16 protein-coding genes are annotated in these 17,476 nt (G+C 67.6%); 8 read left to right on the top strand and 8 right to left on the bottom strand.

Going from position 1 to position 17,476, the window contains the following annotated elements; translation table 11 throughout:
• Nucleotides 1–13: 13 nt before the first annotated feature.
• Together NFT33_RS12105 and NFT33_RS12100 are read right to left on the bottom strand one after the other, a co-directional pair.
• On the bottom strand, nt 14–1,402 hold the full coding sequence (locus NFT33_RS12105) for an L-serine ammonia-lyase (RefSeq protein WP_251675609.1): 1,389 nt from the start codon (nt 1,400–1,402) through the stop codon (nt 14–16).
• Between the two features lie 34 nt (nt 1,403–1,436).
• Nucleotides 1,437–2,090: a YitT family protein gene (locus NFT33_RS12100; RefSeq protein WP_251675606.1), complete on the bottom strand. Its 654-nt coding sequence runs from the start codon at nt 2,088–2,090 to the stop codon at nt 1,437–1,439.
• A 452-nt stretch (nt 2,091–2,542) separates the two neighbouring features.
• On the opposite strand from NFT33_RS12100, the gene NFT33_RS12095 reads away from it, so the two are divergent.
• Both NFT33_RS12095 and alaC read left to right on the top strand, forming a co-directional pair.
• Nucleotides 2,543–4,840 carry a 2OG-Fe(II) oxygenase gene (locus NFT33_RS12095; protein WP_251675604.1) on the top strand — a complete coding sequence of 766 codons (2,298 nt, stop codon included), beginning with the start codon at nt 2,543–2,545 and terminating at the stop codon, nt 4,838–4,840.
• Nucleotides 4,841–4,976: 136 nt separating this feature from the next.
• On the top strand, nt 4,977–6,176 hold the full coding sequence (gene alaC / locus NFT33_RS12090) for an alanine transaminase (protein WP_251675602.1): 1,200 nt from the start codon (nt 4,977–4,979) through the stop codon (nt 6,174–6,176).
• Here alaC and NFT33_RS12085 read toward each other — a convergent pair.
• From NFT33_RS12085 to NFT33_RS12060, 6 genes are all read right to left on the bottom strand, one after another.
• Entirely contained in the window at nt 6,173–7,936 is a 1,764-nt protein-coding gene (locus NFT33_RS12085; RefSeq protein ID WP_251675600.1) for an ABC-three component system protein, read from the bottom strand. The two genes, alaC and NFT33_RS12085, sit on opposite strands and share 4 nt — an antisense overlap.
• The gene (locus NFT33_RS12080) at nt 7,933–8,181 is read right to left on the bottom strand and encodes an ABC-three component system middle component 6 (protein ID WP_251675598.1); all 249 of its coding nucleotides are present in this window, start codon (nt 8,179–8,181) and stop codon (nt 7,933–7,935) included. Before NFT33_RS12080 ends, NFT33_RS12085 begins: the two co-directional genes overlap by 4 nt.
• A complete protein-coding gene (locus NFT33_RS12075) occupies nt 8,178–9,092 on the bottom strand; it encodes an ABC-three component system protein (RefSeq protein WP_251675596.1) in 915 nt (304 codons plus the stop codon). The genes NFT33_RS12080 and NFT33_RS12075 overlap by 4 nt, the downstream gene beginning before the upstream one ends.
• Before the next feature lie 144 nt (nt 9,093–9,236).
• The gene (locus NFT33_RS12070; protein ID WP_244954380.1) at nt 9,237–9,569 is read right to left on the bottom strand and encodes a soluble NSF attachment family protein; all 333 of its coding nucleotides are present in this window, start codon (nt 9,567–9,569) and stop codon (nt 9,237–9,239) included.
• Nucleotides 9,570–9,628: 59 nt separating this feature from the next.
• On the bottom strand, nt 9,629–10,840 hold the full coding sequence (locus NFT33_RS12065) for an MFS transporter (RefSeq protein WP_220786440.1): 1,212 nt from the start codon (nt 10,838–10,840) through the stop codon (nt 9,629–9,631).
• 5 nt (nt 10,841–10,845) lie between these two features.
• The gene (locus NFT33_RS12060) at nt 10,846–11,637 is read right to left on the bottom strand and encodes a ThuA domain-containing protein (RefSeq protein WP_251675594.1); all 792 of its coding nucleotides are present in this window, start codon (nt 11,635–11,637) and stop codon (nt 10,846–10,848) included.
• 65 nt (nt 11,638–11,702) lie between these two features.
• Here NFT33_RS12060 and NFT33_RS12055 point away from each other — a divergent pair, with 65 nt between their 5' ends.
• The 6 genes from NFT33_RS12055 (at nt 11,703) to NFT33_RS12030 (ending at nt 17,443) form a co-directional block, all read left to right on the top strand.
• The gene (locus NFT33_RS12055; RefSeq protein ID WP_251675592.1) at nt 11,703–12,755 is read left to right on the top strand and encodes a helix-turn-helix transcriptional regulator; all 1,053 of its coding nucleotides are present in this window, start codon (nt 11,703–11,705) and stop codon (nt 12,753–12,755) included.
• 55 nt (nt 12,756–12,810) lie between these two features.
• Entirely contained in the window at nt 12,811–13,236 is a 426-nt protein-coding gene (locus NFT33_RS12050) for a carboxymuconolactone decarboxylase family protein (RefSeq protein ID WP_173803277.1), read from the top strand.
• Nucleotides 13,237–13,296: 60 nt separating this feature from the next.
• On the top strand, nt 13,297–13,707 hold the full coding sequence (locus NFT33_RS12045) for a helix-turn-helix domain-containing protein (RefSeq protein ID WP_149505091.1): 411 nt from the start codon (nt 13,297–13,299) through the stop codon (nt 13,705–13,707).
• A gap of 142 nt (nt 13,708–13,849) precedes the next feature.
• Entirely contained in the window at nt 13,850–14,101 is a 252-nt protein-coding gene (locus tag NFT33_RS12040) for a helix-turn-helix domain-containing protein (protein ID WP_149505092.1), read from the top strand.
• A gap of 22 nt (nt 14,102–14,123) precedes the next feature.
• Entirely contained in the window at nt 14,124–15,467 is a 1,344-nt protein-coding gene (locus tag NFT33_RS12035) for a type II toxin-antitoxin system HipA family toxin (protein WP_251675590.1), read from the top strand.
• Between the two features lie 158 nt (nt 15,468–15,625).
• A complete protein-coding gene (locus NFT33_RS12030) occupies nt 15,626–17,443 on the top strand; it encodes a leucine-rich repeat domain-containing protein (RefSeq protein ID WP_251675588.1) in 1,818 nt (605 codons plus the stop codon).
• Nucleotides 17,444–17,476: the final 33 nt, after the last annotated feature.

Here is a 17,476-nt window from a genome sequence, read left to right as displayed (position 1 = left end):
CCACCCTGGCGCTTCAGCACTCGACGATGTTGACCGCCAGCCCGCCGCGGGCGGTCTCCTTGTATTTGGTCAGCATGTCGGCGCCGGTCTCGCGCATGGTCTTGATGACCTTGTCGAGGCTGACATGGTGCGAGCCGTCGCCGCGCAGCGCCATGCGCGCGGCGTTGACCGCCTTGACCGAGGCGATGGCGTTGCGCTCGATGCAGGGGATCTGCACCAGGCCGCCGACCGGGTCGCAGGTCAGGCCCAGGTGGTGCTCCATGCCGATCTCGGCGGCGTTCTCGACCTGCTCGGGCGTGCCGCCCATGACGGCGCACAGGGCGCCGGCGGCCATCGAGCAGGCCACGCCGACCTCGCCCTGGCAGCCGACCTCGGCGCCGGAGATGCTGGCGTTCTCCTTGTAGAGCAGGCCGATGGCGGCGGCGGTGAGCAGGAAGTCGGCGATGCCGGCGGTGCTGGCGCCAGGGTGGAAGCGTGCGTAGTAGTGCAGCACCGCCGGGATGATGCCGGCCGCGCCGTTGGTCGGGGCGGTCACGACGCGACCGCCGGCGGCGTTCTCCTCGTTGACCGCCAGCGCGTAGAGGTTGATCCAGTCCAGCGTCTGCAGCGGGTCGCGCAGCGCGGCCTCGGGGTGCGCGAGCAGCTGAGCGTGCAGCGCCGCGGCGCGCCGGCGCACCTTGAAGCCGCCGGGCAGCACGCCCTCGGTGCGGCAGCCGCGTGCCACGCAGTCCTGCATCACCTGCCAGATGCGCAGCAGGCCGGCGTCGATCTCGGCGTCGTCGCGCCAGTGGCGCTCGTTCAGGCGCATCACGCCAGCGATCGAGGTGCTCAGCGAGCGTGTCAGTGCCAGCAGCTCGGCGCCGCTGCGGAAAGGATGCGGCAGCACCGAGGCGTCGGGCGCGATGACGCGCTGGCGCTGGCCGTCGGCGGCGACCTGATCGCTGACGACGAAGCCGCCGCCGACCGAGTAGTAGGTGCGGCTATCGAGTTCGCGGCCGTCGGCGTCGAAGGCCAGGCAGCGCATCCCATTGGCGTGGAAGGGCAGCGGGCGGCGCAGCATCGCCAGGTCGTCGCGCTCGACGAAGGTCACCGGATGGCGGCCGGCCAGCATGATGCGCCGCTCGGCGCGCATCGTCGCCAGCAGCGCCGGCACCGCGTCGACGTCGACCGTCTCCGGATCATGCCCGGCCAGGCCGAGCAGCACCGCCTTGTCCGAGCCGTGGCCGCGCCCGGTGGCGCCCAGCGAGCCGTGCAGCTCGACGCGCACCCGCGCCACCGCCTCGAGCCGGCCCTCGGCGATCAGGCGCTCGACGAAGAGCCGTGCGGCGCGCATCGGCCCCACGGTGTGCGAGCTCGACGGCCCGATGCCGATCTTGAACAGGTCGAATACGCTGACGGCCATCTTGTCTGTCTCCTGGAATGCCGGGGCGTCGGTGTCAGAGCACCGCGTAGCGCCCCGGTCGGTGGTTGATCGCGATGAAGAGGTTCATCGTCACCGCGGCGAGAATCGAATAGAGCGCCTTCTGCGGCTCGATCAGCGCAAACGACAGCGCCAGGATCGTGCCGTCGATCGCCATCTGCACATGGCCGGCTCGCCACTGGCGCGCGCGCTGCAGGTAGAGCGAGACGATGGTGGCGCCGCCCAGGCTGGCGTGGTGCCGCGCCAGGAACAGGCAGCCCGAGCCCAGCAGCAGACCGCCGAGCACCGCCGCGTAGGCCGGATGCAGCCGCTCGATCGCGAACAGCGCCGGCGACCAGGAGGTCATCAGCGACAGCAGGCCCACCGACAGGAAGGTCTTGAGCGTGAACGCCAGCCCCATGCGCTTCCAGGCGAAGCCGTAGAAGGGCAGGTTCAGCACGAAGAACAGCGGTCCGAAGCTCAGCCCGGTGGCGTAGTGCAGCAGGAAGGCCGCGCCTGCGGTGCCGCCGGTCATCAGTCCGGCCTGGCGGAACATGATCAGCGCCAGCGACACGAACAGCGTGCCGGTGAACAGCGCCTGCGCGTCCTCGAACAGGGTGTGGCGGCGCACGCGCTCGGTCTCGGCTGCGGGCGGGGCGGGGGGAGTCGGTACAGCGGAATCGGAAGCCATGGTCGAAATGTGCATGAAGCGTGCCGGTCGGGCTACGGCACAGTGGCCGGCCAGCCGTCCGGAGATCCGTCCATGCCGTCCCGGCTGCGTGAGCATCAGGACCAGATGGAGGACTTCCGGGCTGGAGCCGCTCTATCGCCAGGTCGCCGGCCTGGGCTGTGTGGTGCTGCTGACCGACGCGCGCGGCGTGATGGCCAGCGCGGCCTGATCCAGGAGGCCGACGGCGGTATGAATCGCACCGGCTTCCGAGGAGGCTCCTTCTGTTGGAAACCCCACGCTCGAATGGGCCTCGTGGTTCAACCGCCATCGCTTGCTGGAGTCCATCGACTACGTCTCGCCCGCCGAGGTCTGACTCACACCCACTGGCCTGCACGAAGCCGGTGCGGTTCAATCTGGGGACGGCTGGCTGTGCGGTGTACGGTCTCAGGTCGGTGTTGCCACAATGACTGACCATGAACACCCTGCTCGACCTCCTGCGCCAGCCGGCCACGCCGCGACCCGCCTCGCCAGACGGCTCCACCACCCCGGACTGCTTCTGGGCGGAAGGCCGCTTGCCCGCCGGACACCTGGCGATCGAGGTCGAAGGACTCGGCCCGCTGCCCCAGCCGCTGCCGCCCGCCCAGGCCCAGGCGTTGCACGACCTCAGCGAACCCGCGCAATTCGGCCTGCGCGACCAGACCCTGCTGGACACCACCGTGCGCCACACCGGCGAGATCAGCGCCGACCTGCTCAGCCTCGACTGGCAGCCCGGCGCCTTCGCCGCGCTGAAGCAGTCGGTCGCCCAGGCACTCGGCGTGGAACAACTCGACGCCTGGCTGCACAACCTGCTGATCTACGGCCCCGGCCAGTTCTTCAAGCCGCACCAGGACACCGAGAAACACCCCGGCATGGTCGCCACGCTGGTGCTGGTCTGGCCTTCGCCGCACATTGGCGGGACGCTGCGGGTGCAACTGGGGCAGCAGGAAACCGCCCTGTCGTCGCAGCACCTGCAGGCACAGGACCTCCGCTGGTTCGCCTTCTATGCCGACTGCCGGCACGAGGTGCTGCCGGTACAGGAGGGCTGGCGCGTCGCGTTGACCTTCGATCTGGTGCTGCCCGCCGAGGCAGCGCGGCCGGCCGTCCCTGCGGGGCTGCAGACGGCGCTGGAACACGCGCTGCGGCAGCAGTTCGCGCTGGACGGCGACACGCCGGGCATGGCGCCCTGGGTGCTGCTGCTGGACCATGAATACACCGAACACGGCCTGCGCTGGCCGCTGCTCAAGGGCGATGACCGCTGGCGCGTGGCGGCGCTGCGGGCGGCGGCCGAGGCGCTCGGGCTGCGCCTGCACCTGGCGCTGGCCGAGCTGCACCAGACCTGGAGCGCCGAGCCTGCGCCCCGATCGCGCTGGAGCCGCCATGGCGATGAGGATGATCCCCAACGGGGTGAGCTGATCGACGAGTCGCTGTCGCTGGATTTCTGGGTCGATGAACACGACCAGGTCGGCCCGCGCAGCAGCCTGTCCGTGAGGCTCGACGACACCACCAGCTTCACCGAGACCGGCAGTGCCCACCTTGTGGACGAGCAGTACGAAGGCTACATGGGCAACTACGGCGATACGCTGGACTACTGGTACCGGCGCGCCGCGCTGGTGATCCAGTCACCGCTGGCGGTCGAGCGGGACCGGTTCGCACTCGATTTTGACGCGGCCCTGGCAGACCTGCAGCGGCTGGCCAGACTGCCCGAAGAATCAGCCACCCTGGCCGGTCGCGTGCAAGTGGCGGCCCGCACGCTGGCCGGTCAGGTGAGTGCCCGGGGTCGCACATTGCTCGACGCCTATGCCGAGATCGCCGCCGCCCTGCCGAACTCTGAAGCCGCCACGGCGCTGCTGGCCGGCTTCGATCCGAGTGGTTTCCTGCCGGAGGATGCGGCGGTCCTGGCTCGGCTGCAGCACGCGCGCGGCACCCTCTGGCTGCGCACCGTGCTGCAGCGCTGGAACGATCCGCAGGCGCGGCGATTCGCCGCCGTGACAGGATGGCGTGTGCAATGGGGTTCGCACCTGTCCCTGTCGGCGCTGTGGCCGACACCGCTGCCGGCATTCACGCAGGCTGCCCTGGACGCGGGCTGGAGTCTGGTGCTGCTGGACGACTGGTTCGACGCCTGCCTGGCTGCGCTGAAGCGCTTCGATCAGGCCCGCGTGCAGGCGAAGCCGGCCAACCGGATGCAACTGCAGCCCGCAATGCTGCAGGCGGTGGATGAGCTGGCGCAGTCCCTCGTTCTGCGGGCGGATGATGGGATCGAGGATCTGCGCGTCCTGATCGACCATATGCTCGCGCACCCGGGTCTGTACCCCGCCACGCAACTGGCGCCCTTCGTGCAGTCCGTCGGTGCGCTGTCGCGCCAGTGGCCGCAGGATCGCCTGCTGCACGACCGCGTGACCAAGGCACTCCGCAACGCCCTGAACGAACCGCTGCGCGACCTGACGGACCACCGCCTGTGCGGCGTGGAGTGGGTGTGCCGCTGCAAGGACTGCATGGTCATGATCCCCTGGGCCGAGTCCGCCAGCGCCGAGCCGCTCGTGCTGGCGATGGCCGAGCCGCGCCGCCAGCATGTCCAGTCACAGTTCGAGGCCGCGGGCGCACCGCTCACCGCGACCACGCTGCGGCAAGGCTCGCCGCACAAGCTGGTGCTGCGCAAGCCCGGTGATCTGCAGGCGCGTGATCGGGCTGCACGCGAGGCGTGGCGCCGCGACTTGGCGATGCTGGGGGACTGATCGACAAATCGCAGAAGGTGCGGCCGGCCAGGTTCAGGGCTTGTCAATCTGCGTCAACAGACCCTAGGATGTGCACTGGCTGCCCAGCAGCCAGCGTCGCTCGGACGGTTCCGGGCGCTCACGTTCATCTCTGCCAATGTCCTCTTCCAGCTCTTCGGGCAAGCGCCGCTTTGCGCGCATCGATCGCCTTCCCCCCTACGTCTTCAACATCACGGCCGAGCTGAAGCTGGCCGCGCGCCGCCGTGGCGAGGACATCATCGACCTCAGCATGGGCAATCCCGACGGCGCCACGCCCGCGCACATCGTCGCCAAGCTCACCGAGGTCGCCCAGCGCCCCGACACCCACGGCTACTCGGCCAGCAAGGGCATCCCGCGCCTGCGCCGCGCGATCTCGCACTGGTACAAGGACCGCTACGCCGTCGACATCGACCCGGACAGCGAAGCCATCGTCACCATCGGCTCGAAGGAAGGCCTGGCGCACCTGATGCTGGCCACGCTCGACCGCGGCGACACCGTGCTGGTGCCCGACCCGAGCTACCCGATCCACATCTACGGCGCGGTGATCGCCGGCGCGGACATCCGCTCGGTGCCGCTGGTGCCCGGCGTAGACTTCTTCGCCGAGCTGGAGAAGACCATCCGCGGCAGCTACCCGAAGCCGAAGATGATGATTCTCGGCTTCCCCAGCAACCCGACCGCGCAGTGCGTGGAACTCGATTTCTTCGAGCGGGTGATCGCGCTGGCGAAGAAGCACGACATCTTCGTTGTCCACGATCTGGCCTACGCCGACATCTGCTTCGACGGCTGGAAGGCGCCGTCGATCATGCAGGTCAAGGGCGCCAAGGACATCGCGGTCGAGTTCTTCACGCTCTCCAAGAGCTACAACATGGCCGGCTGGCGCATCGGCTTCATGGTCGGCAATCCCGATCTGGTCGCCGCGCTGGCGCGCATCAAGAGCTACCACGACTACGGCACCTTCACGCCGCTGCAGGTCGCCGCGATCGCCGCGCTGGAAGGCGATCAGAGTTGCGTGAAGTACATCGCCGCGACCTACCAGAAGCGCCGCGATGTGCTGGTCAAGGGCCTGCGCGAGGCCGGCTGGAACGTGGACTGCCCGAAGGCCTCGATGTACATCTGGGCGAAGATTCCCGAGAAGTACGCGGCGCTGGGATCGCTGGAATTCAGCAAGCAGCTGATGGAGCGCGCCAAGGTCTGCGTCTCGCCCGGCATCGGCTTCGGCGACCACGGCGACGACCATGTGCGCTTCGCGCTGATCGAGAACGAGGGGCGGATCCGGCAGGCGGTGCGGGGGATCAAGGCGATGTTCAAGGCCGACTAATCGAACCGCAGACCAAAGAGGCCGCCGCTGTTGGTGGCATCTGTCAGCCTGACCGGACAAATGAACTCTCCGATGTCGAATCCAGGGCGAAATCCATCCTTGGGCAAGGCATCGGAGTTCATGGTCACGATGTACTGATACCCCACCGCCTTGGCGTGGTCCGCACCCAATTGAAGCGCTTTGGCGATCTGGCGCTCATCGACGCCGTCAAAAAGATGGCTGTCGTGAACCAGGAATCCTGGACCCATGCCTCGACGAGTCGCCAGGTCGGCCAACATCAGATCGAAGCAGAAGATCTGCATGTTGGTGATGCCTTTGCTGCGTTGCGAGTCGATCCGCACTTCGACCGAGGGGCCATTGTGTGTGGCACTGATGGTCAGGATGCCGGCCCTCTCGTACAGCGCATTGGACAGGTCTTCGAAAATCAGAACGGCTTCATCAATCAACTCTCTGCGCTCATGCTGATCCTCTTGAAGGGCCTTGTGCAGCCTCGCCCGTTCAATTTCCAGTTCTGCCTTGGTACTCTCGATGCGCTCAGCGATGAGCAGCCGCTGCTTCAAGCCTTCGGCTTCTGCCTCGGCTCTGCTGGCCTCTTCCTGCAGAAGGGCGTAGTGCTCCAAGGCACCGCCTGACTGGAGAATGCCCATGATCTGCTGGCGCCGAATATCCAGCTGCTCGCGCGTGCGCTCCCGCTCTGTGATCCGAAGTTCTGCCGAACTGATCTCCGCGCCGAGATGGGCTTTGCGGTTTTGCACAATCGCCTGATGGAACTGCTCGATCTCTGCAAAACGCCTGCTGACCGTGTCCGGCAGAACAACTTTGGCTTCCCGGTAAACTCGTTCCAAGCTCGTGACAGCGGGCGGGCTTTCCGTCGTCAGGGAATCCTGTAATTGCAGGATCAGTTCGCGATCCGAGGTGTTCTCGTCACTGAGTGATGAAATCTGTCGCGTGATGGTCGAAGCTTCCTTCTCCAGTTCTGCGTAGGCCGGCACCACACGGAAAGTCGCCAACTGCTCTTTCATGCGGCGTACACGTGCTTCCGTGATGACCACGCGCGTTCGTAGATCTGCCGCCGAACTGAAATAGCGCCCCAGCACCCCGTCCTTGGCGGCCTTGCGCAGTTCTGCGATGGCTTTTTCCTCAGTGCGCAGTTTCTGGAATTCCTGCGGTATGTGTGCATCAAGGCCCAGCATGTAGGACACAGCGACCTGCTGATCCCACGCCTGCTGTTTTGACGCATGCTGGGTGGGATGCAACATGCCGCCACTGTTGTGGCGTCTGGCGAAATAGGAAAAGAGCGATCGGAACGTAGGGCCAAAACGATGGTTGGACTCAGCGCTTGAGGAAGACAAACCAAAGAGCAAGCGACCCAGGAGATGCCGCCACTGGTCATTGCTGAGCTGAAACTCCCCTGTCTTGGCCTCTCGCTCAGGTTGTACAGGCCAATTCACCACAGAGCCGTCGAGACGAACACGGGACGGCTTGCTGCCGGAACGTCCGATGTTCACAGGGGTATCCCCAATGTCTGCGCACATCTCAAACGTCCACGGCGCCAGCGCAGCAGATCGGAAAATGCTGTCCTTGTCCGCGGTGCCCCCCATCAAGAAGTGGATCAGCTCCACCAGACTGGTCTTGCCTGCCCCATTGCGGGACTGGCGATCCGTGGCACCTTCACTCTTGTCCGCCAGCAGGATGTTCAGCCCCGGCTTGAACGTGAGGGACTTGAAGCCGGGAAGGTCACTGGTGATGGTGTGGATCATGGTGCGGAGGCCTTGCGGACCAGTCCCCGGTCGAGGTCAACCGCGCCCACCATGAAAAGCAGATCCAGAGCCAGGATGAACCAGTCGTAGTTGATCGGTGCCGCTTGGTGTGTCTCTTTGCGGGCGTTGCGCACCAGATCCCACAGTCGCGAGACGGTCGCAGGTTCGTGCAGGTAGCCGAGGATCTCCCCACCGACGGTCAGCAAGGCTCGATCAGGCCGGATGTGCTTGGTGGGAAGGATCATGGTGATGGGGTCGGATCTGGTTTGGCATCCTCGAAGATGTCGCAACGCTCGAAGAAATAGGACAGCACGGCGAGGACGGCACCCTGGCGGGCCGGCTCACCGTGCATGCCTCCCGCAAATTCTTGCAAGTCTGCGAAGATTTCATCGGGTGTGTGCCCGATCGCCTTGAGTCCACGATAGCGGTTCCTGAACCCCTCGGCGACTTCCTCGCCCAAGCCGGGATCAGGCCACTGAGCAAGACAGTCTTCAACCAGTCTTTCCCTCAGACGCCCCTGGCGCAGCAGTCCTGCCGCGTCGATTGACAGGGCATTGTTTTCAAGCTTGGAAGCAGAAGGGGCAGTCGTCGGAGGATCAGCGGGCGGCTCCCGACGGCTAATCGCCTTCAAGATGGGGGCCAGTTGTGCGAAGCCCAGCCGTTCCAGAGTCTGCTGCGAAGGAACGGGACCGAACAAATCTTCAAGCTGGTGCAAGGCGAGCGACATGACCACGTTGCGCATCTCTGCCTCACCAAAGACGCTGGTTCTGATGCTGGGATGAGCTGTTTGCAAGTCATGCAGCCTCTGAACGGCCTCCGCAGGAAGCCCGCGCACATCGTTGTGAACGAACTCCCATCTCTGCATCCGTGCTCCCCAGTGCGCCACTGCGCCGTGGAAGTCTTCGTCGATCTTCTTCAGAAGATCGGCCAGCTTCATCGCGTCCGGCGCGTAGCACTGAAAAACCGTTCCATCGCTTGCTCGGAAGCCATCGCACTTCAGATCGCCCTGGGCGCCATAGGGCCGCACAGGCTGGAAGTCTCCAGTGAAGCCGCACGTCATCACGCGGGCGAAGAAGCTCTCGAACGCCTTGCCTTTTTCGGTCAAAAACACGTTCTTGAAGTTCAGGCCGTAGCAGTAGCGTTGTGTCGCGTCCAATGTGATCCAGCCTGAGCCGCCCTGTGATGTTCTGCCAGACGGCGATTCTCGCTTTTTTGAGCTGGACGATAGCAATGGTGGCCGTGCGCGGCATCAAGGCGATGCTCAAGGCCGACGGCGTCCCGGCCTGAGCGCGGCCGCGCCTCAGCGCCGGGTGCGGGCGCGGCGGATCAGGTCGACCGCGGCGATCTCGCTGCCGAGCGAGGCGCCCAGCGCATGCCGGCACAGCCCGGCCTGCGCGTAGTGCAGGTTCTCGTAGAGTTCGGCGGCGGCCGGATGCGCGTCGAGCAGCGCATTCAGCGCCGGGCCGGGCTCGGCCGCGTCGAGCAGCGCGCCCAGCGTCGAGGCGACCTGGCGGTACTGCGCCGCGGCACGCTCCGAGGCGCCGGGGTCGAGCCGCTCCAGCAGCCGCGCCAGCGCCAGCACGGCACCGAGATCGTGGTGAAGTCGTTCGGGACGGGTCGGCATGATCGGCATGGTCGGCTCCTGCGGCGGGGTGTCCTGATCTGCCGATCTGCGGGGGCCTGGCCGGGATTTCAAGGCCTGGATGCGCGGTCCGCCATCGGCACCCGGTGCGAGAAGATCGACAGCAGGCTGGCCGCCACCACCACCACGCCCATCGCGGCAGTCAGGGTCAGCGCGTGCGCGATCGCGCCGATCAGCGGCGGGCCGATCAGGAAGCCGCTGTAGCCGATCGACGAGACCGAGGCGATCGCCGCGGCACGGCTGGTGCCCGGCACCCGGGTCGCGGCGTTGTAGAGGATCGGCACCACCGGCGCCAGGCCGGCACCGACCAGCGCGTAGCCGATCAGCGAGACCCACGGATCGCCGCTGATCAGCACCACCGCCATCGCGAAGGCCGACAGCCCGGCGCTGAAGGCCAGCAGCTGGTCCTCGGGATACCGCGCGCGCAGCCGGTCGCCGGCGAAGCGCGCCAGCGCCATCGCGCCGGCGAAGGCGGCATAGCCCAGGCCGGCCTGGGCCTGCGGCATGCCGAGCTCCTGCTTCAGGTAGAGCACGCACCAGTCGTACATCACGCCTTCGGCGCTCATGCCGGCGAAGATCAGCAGGCCGATGACCAGCAGCTGGCCGCGCGGCCAGGCGAACTGCGCCTGCGGACCCTCGTGCGGCTCGGGCGCCGGATGGGTGTCGAGCATGCCGCGTGCGGCCGCCAGCACCGCCAGCGCCATCAGCAGGCCGAAGCCGGCGAGCTGATGCTCCGGCGTGACCTGCAGCCGCAGCAGGCCCGCGGCCAGCGCCGCGCCGCCCATCGCGCCGAGGCTGAACATGCCGTGCAGGCCGCTGAGAATGGCGCGCCCGCCCATGACCTCCAGCGCCGAGCCTTCGGCATTGATCGCCACGTCGTAGAGGCTCATCGCCGCGCCGAAGACCAGCATCGCCGGCAGCAGCAGCGCCAGCGAGGGCCAGTGCAGCACCAGCGCCAGCATCAGGCCCATCACCAGCGCGCAGGCCCGCGCCGCGCCGCGTGCGCCCAGCCACGCGACGATGCGCCCGGCGGTGAACAGCGACACCACCGCGCCGGCCGCCGCCGACAGCAGCACCAGCGACAGCATGGCCTCGTCCAGGCCGTAGTGCATCTTGACCGACGGGATGTGCACGCCCCAGGCGCCGCCGACCAGCCCGAGCGCCGCGAACAGCACCCGGGTGGAGCGGCGCGCCCGCGACAGCCGCGAGGGCGAGGGGCCGGGCCCGGTCTGGCCGAGCGAGGCAGGGAAGGTCGTCGTCATGTTGTTCAATCTTTCGGGGTGTGCAGGCGTTCGCGCGGCTCGACCTTCGGGCAGCGGTCGGGCCGGCGTGCCGAGTTCGGCGCGGCCCACTGCACCGCGTTGGCCAGCACGCGCCGGATCTGCGGATGGTGATAGGTGGGAAAGGTCTCGTGGCCCGGCCTGAAATAGAAGATGCGCCCGTGGCCGCGCTGCCAGCAGCAGCCCGAGCGGAAGACCTCGCCGCCCTCGAACCAGGAGATGAACACGGTGCTGTCGGGCGCGGGAATGTCGAAGCGCTCGCCGTACATCTCTTCCTGCGCAAGCTCGATGCAGTCGTCCAGGCCGGCGGCGATCGGGTGCGCGGGCTCGACCACCCACAGCCGCTCGCGCTCGCCGGCGACGCGCCACTGCAGCGAGCAGTGCGTGCCCATCAGCCGGCGGAAGAGGCGCGAGAAGTGGCCCGAGTGCAGCACGATCAGGCCCATGCCGGCCAGCACATGGCGCTGCAGCCGGTCGACGACCGCGTCCTCGATCTCGGCATGCGCCCGGTGGCCCCACCAGACCAGCACGTCGCAGCCGGCCAGGCGCTCTTCCGACAGGCCCTGCTCGGGCTCGTCGAGCGTGGCGGTGCGGATCTCGAGCGCGCGTGCGCCCGGGCCCAGACCGGGCCGCTCGGCCAGCGCGGCGGCGATCGTGGCGTGAATGCCGTCCGGATAGATCGCGGCGACCTCCGGCCGGGTGCGCTCGTGGCGGAACTCGTTCCAGACGATGACAGAAATCCGCGCTGGTGGCGCGGGCAAGGGAGCGGGGCTTGGCATGTCGGCAGAATAGGTTTTTCCCCGGCTGGGCGGCAACGGCTGCCGACAGCACAAAACCTCGAACCATGTCAGAAAACCTGGATGCCGCGGCGATGACGGCCGACCTGCCGGCCGAGCCGGCGCAGCGCCTGCGCGAGCTGGTCGAGCGCTTCGCGCGTGCGGCGGCCGAGGGGCGTGCGCCGCTGTGGCTGCCGCCGCATCCAGCGGCCTGGCCCGGTCGCGGCCAGGGCCATTTCCATCTGGCCGCCGAGCTGTTCCTGCAGGTCTCGGGCACGACCCGCTTCGTCTTCCCGCATGCCGAGCGGCTGCTGCAGCCCGGCGAGATGCTGCTGGTGCCGCCGAAGCTGCTGCATGACGAGCATGTGCGCGCGGCCGGACCGGCGCCGGCGCAGGCCTTCCAGAACCTGGTGATCCACGCCGATGCCGGCTCGCTGTGCAGTCATCTGGCGCACGAGGTGCATCCCGGCCGCCCCGGCATCCTGCATCTGGAGGTGCGCGGCCATGCGCAGGTCGCGCGCATCCAGGACTGGCTGGCCGACGCGGCGCTGCCGGGCGAGGAGGGCGACGCGGCGCTGGCGCTGCAGCGCCGTGCGCTGGTGGCCGCGGCGCTGGCCGGGGTGCGCCGGGTGCTCGAGGCCGGCGCGGCCACCGAGGTCAGCGTCGAGCCGCCGCTGCTGGCGCGGGCGCGCTCGCTGATCCGCGACCGCCTGGGCGACCACACGCTGAGCGTGCGCGATCTGGCCGCGCACTGCGGCTGCAGCGCCGACTACCTCTCGCACCTCTTCCACCGCCACGCCGGCGAGACGCTGGCCGCGCACATCGTGCGCCTGCGCCTCGACCGTGCCGAGCGGCTGCTGGCCGACGAGGCGGCGCTGGCGGTCAAGGAGGTGGCCTGGGCCTGCGGCTTCGCGTCCTCGGGCTACTTCATCCGCACCTTCCGCGCCCGCCACGGGCTGACGCCGGCGGTCTGGCGCCAGGCGCGGCCGAGCCGACCCGCCGGCGCGACCGAGGCCGCCGTGCCTGCGCTCCCCTTCGTGCCCACGCGCGAGCGCCCCTGCCACTGGGCACGGCTGCCCGGCGACGAGGCCGACGACGGCCGCCCCGATACTGCCGCCTGATGCCGCCCCGGCAGCCGCCTTCTTCCTTTTCCTCTTCCTTCGACACGAGACCGACATGAGCACCGATCGCCCCGATTCCGCCGTCTCCCCCGCGCCGTCCGCCGGCGAGCAGCGCCGCCGCCAAGTCATGGGCGACGCCTTCGTCGACCGCGCGCTGGGCGCGGCGGACGCCTTCTCGAAGCCGCTGCAGGCCTATGTCAACGAGCACGCCTGGGGCTCGACCTGGCTGCGCGAGGGGCTGGAGCTCAAGCAGCGCAGCCTGTGCACCGTGGCGATGCTGGCCGCGCTGGGCCGCAGCCAGGAACTCAAGGGCCACCTGCGCGGCGCGATGAACAATGGCGCCACGCTGGCCGAGATCCGCGAGGTGCTGCTGCACGTCGCCCCCTACGCCGGCGCCCCGGCCGCGATCGAGGCCTTCCGCGCCGCCAAGGAATGGATGGCCGACAGCGGGCTGTCGGTGGATGGGCTGGATCCGAGCTGAGGGAGATCAGCCTTGGCGAGCACGCGCAGCACAGAGCATGGACGACAAAGGAGCCTGGAAATGAACCTCTCCGACATCTCGACGCACTGGGTCGCGCTGCACGAGGCGCTCGGCCTGGGCGCCCCGATCGCCGATGACGCGCACTACGAACGGATGCTGGCGGTCGTGGACCAGCTTTTCGACGCCGTGGCCGCCGATCCGGCGCATCCGCTGGGCGGGCTGGTGGAGATCCTGGCCGACCGCATCCGCGAATACGAAGGCCGCGTCCATCCGTGGCCTGACACCAGCACCCCGGCCAGCGTGCTCGCCAGCCTGATGGACGAGCACGGGCTGCGGCAATCCGACCTGCCGGAGATCGGCTCGCAGGGCGTGGTCTCCGAGGTGCTGGCTGGCAAGCGGCAGCTCAACCTGCGGCAGGTGCGGGCGCTGGCGGCGCGGTTCTCGGTGCCGATGGAGATGCTGGCCGGTTGACAGCAGCTTGCCGGTGCCATGGTGTTGGCAAATCATGGTCATGCGCTGCCACGCCTTCGAGAGCAGAGGCTGCGCTCGGTCAGAGGCGATATTCTTTTGGGGAATAAAACCATCTTATTCTCCGGAAGAATAAAATGTCCCCATGAAGCACCTCCTGCGCACCACTTACCAACTCGGCCAGTTGCTGCAATCGGCCCGCAAGCGCGCCGGCTGGTCGCAGACCGAACTGGCCGTGCGGATCAACCTGAGCCAGTCGCGGCTGTCGAAGCTGGAGCAGAACCCGGGGTCGATGACGGTCGATCAACTGCTGGCGCTGTGCGGGAGCCTGGGGCTGGACCTGACCTTGCAGGTGCGCGGGACGGACGAGCCGGCCGCGACGCCGGCCGAGTGGTGAACAGGCCGAGGTGAGGCAAGGCATGGCCCGCCGATCCGCGACCCGGGTGCTGTCGATCTGGTCCAACGGCGAGCGGGTCGGCACCTGGCGCCTGCCGGTGAATGGCCCGATGGAACTCCGCTACGACGCCGCCTGGATGGCCTCGCCGCAAGGCCGGCCGCTCTCGCTGTCCCTGCCGTTCCGGGCGGACGACGCGCCGCACGTCGGCGAGAAGGTCGCGCACTACTTCGAGAACCTGCTGCCCGACAGCGACGACATCCGCAGGCGTCTGGCCAGCCGGCTCAGGACGGCGTCCACCGGGGCGTTTGATCTGCTGCAGGCGATCGGGCGCGATTGTGTCGGGGCGGTGCAGATCCTGCCCGAGGACGACACGCCGAGCGGCTTCGACCGGATCGAGGGCATGGCGCTGAGCGACGAGGCGGTCGAGCAGCACCTGATGCGCGTCACCTCGGCCGCCGCGCCGGGTGCGCAGGATGCGGACGAGGATGACTTCCGCCTGTCGCTGGCCGGCGCACAGGAGAAGACGGCGCTGCTGTGGCACGGCGGCCAGTGGCTGCGCCCGCACCGCGCCACGCCGACCACCCACATCCTGAAGCTGCCGCTCGGGCTGGTGGGCAATGGCCGGGTGGACTTGTCGTCGTCGGTCGAGAACGAGTGGCTGTGCCTGAACCTGCTGCGCTGGTACGGTCTGGCGGTGCCCTCGTGCGAGATCCTGACGTTCGGCGCCCGGCAGGTGTTGAGCGTCGAGCGGTTCGATCGGCGGCTGCACTCGTCGGGGCGGTGGTGGCTGCGGCTGCCGCAGGAGGATTTCTGCCAGGCGCTGGGTTTGCCACCGCATCTGAAATACGAGTCGGATGGCGGCCCCGGCGTGCGTGATCTGGCGCAGATCCTGCGGCAGTCGGACGAGGCAGCACGCGACATCGAGACCCTGCTGCTGGCGCAGCTCCTGTTCTGGCTGCTCGCCGCACCGGACGGTCACGCGAAGAACTTCAGCCTGCACCTGCTGCCCGGCGGGCGCTACCGGCTGGCGCCGCTGTACGACGTGATGTCGATCTGGCCGGTGGTCGGCAGCGGCCCCAGCCAATGGTCATGGCACAAGGCCCGGTTGGCGATGGCGGTGGTGGGCAAGCACCGGCACTACCACTTCAAGGACGTGCAGCGGCGGCATTTCAACGCGATGGCGCCGCACTGCGGGCATGGGCCGGATGCCGAGTCGCTGATCGAGCGCGTGCTGGTGGCGACCGACCGCGTGGTGGATGAGGTCGGGGCGCGGCTGCCCGCCGGGTTCTCGGCGCGGGTGTTCGAGACGGTCACGCAAGGGCTGCGGCGCTCGGTCGAGCGGCTGCAGCGGATGCCGGCGTGGTGATCGTCTTGGCGCCGCGTGCGGCTGGCCGATGGTGGGGCGGCGGAGAGGCTGTTCCTGACCGCGTGACCTGACCTTCCGCATCTTCCCGCCGCACGAGCCGCAGATTTACCATCTGCGGCTTGTTGGTTTTGATGCGCGAAAAACACGGGTGACAGTCGATGGCTGGCGACTACGACGAAGCGGAGCGGCGGATTGCGGAGGCGAAGGCCAGCGGGGCGCGGGAGCTGTCGCTGCGAGGGCTGGACATTGATCGGCTGTCGGACAGTCTGCGGACATTGACCCGTCTGGAAACACTCGATCTGCGCGGATGCCAGAAGCTGGCGGATATCCGGGCTGTCTCGTGCCTCATGGGGTTGAAAACGTTGCTCTGCGGCGTGGACACAAATGCAGGGAGCTGGTGGGAGCAGTCATTTGCTCTCTCCGACATAAAGCCGGTGTCCGATCTGAAGAGTTTGCAGCAGCTCAACCTGAGCTGGTGCAGCCAACTGAAGGATGTGAGCGTGCTGAGCAGCCTGACGGGCTTGCAGCAGCTCGACCTGAGCGGGTGCAGCCAACTGAAGGATGTGAGCGGGCTGAGCAGCCTCATGGGCTTGCAGCAGCTCAACCTGAGCGGGTGCAGCCAACTGACGGATGTGAGCGTGCTGAGCAGCCTGACGGGCTTGCAGCAGCTCGACCTGAGCGGGTGCAGCCAACTGAAGGATGTGAGCGTGCTGAGCAGCCTGACGGGCTTGCAGCAGCTCGACCTGAGCTGGTGCCGCCAACTGACGGATGTGAGCGTGCTGAGCAGCCTGACGGGCTTGCAGCAGCTCGACCTGAGCGAGTGCCGCCAACTGACGGATGTGAGCGTGCTGAGCAGTCTCATGGGCTTGCAGCAGCTTAACCTGAGCGGGTGCAGCCAACTGACGGATGTGAGCGTGCTGAGCAGTCTCATGGGCTTGCAGCAGCTTAACCTGAGCGGGTGCAGCCAACTGACGGATGTGAGCGTGCTGAGCAGCCTGACGGGCTTGCAGCAGCTCAACCTGAGCTGGTGCAGCCAACTGACGGATGTGAGCGTGCTGAGCAGCCTGACGGGCTTGCAGCAGCTCAATTTGTGTGGGTCTGTCGCGTTACCTGTTGGTCTTGGCGATTTGCCGTTGACGTGGTGGCCTAATCTTAGAGCGCTCTTTGCAGATCGATTGATCGGATCCCCGGTCGAATTGGGTTCAGAGAATTCCCACACGGACAACTGCCTTCCTCGCATCAAGGCTTGGCTCCGCGATCTCGCCGATAGCGTCGCCTCGAATGCTGACCTGAAACTCTTCGTTCTCGGCAACGGCCGCGTCGGCAAGACGCAGATCTGCCGCCGCTTGAAAGGTGAGGGCTTTGATGCGTCCATCCCTTCCACGCATGGCATCAGCCTCGGCCAAACCCGCCTGATCGAAGGCGACACCGAGGCCGATCCGCCCGAGCAGGCTGTCGATCTCCGCTTCTGGGACTTCGGCGGCCAAGATGTCTATCTGGGCACACACGCGCTGTTCCTCGACGACCGGGCGGTGTACGTGATCGCGTGGACGCCGAGCCACGAGAACACCGACGAGTGCGAGGAAAACGGCGTTCCGATGCGCAATCGGCCGTTGCGGTACTGGCTGGAATATGTGCGCTCGCTGGCGGGGCCGAAGGCGCCGGTGATCGTCGTGCAGACGCAGTGCGACCGCGAGCTCGACGTGAGCAGGGCGCCGCCGATACCGGCCGACCACGGATTCGAGCGGCTGCGCGTCGCCGATTGCAGCGCCAAGCGTGGCGATGGCATGGCGCGGCTGATGCTGGAGCTGAAATCGGCGGCGCGGTATCAACTGGAACGATACGGCGAGGTGCAACTGCCGGCGAACTGGGTCGCAGTCGGCGATGACCTGCGCCGGATGCGCGACGAGCAGGCTAGGCGGACGCTCAGGGCGATTGCATTAGCCATCGCTCGAAATTTGTGCATGGCTGACTGAACCGGGCGTCAAGCCGAAGAGCCCTTGCAGGTA

Source organism: Sphaerotilus sp. FB-3 (assembly GCF_023706025.1).
Classification (GTDB): Bacteria; Pseudomonadota; Gammaproteobacteria; order Burkholderiales; family Burkholderiaceae_C; genus Sphaerotilus; species Sphaerotilus sulfidivorans.
This window is presented reverse-complemented; position numbering and strand designations above follow the sequence as displayed.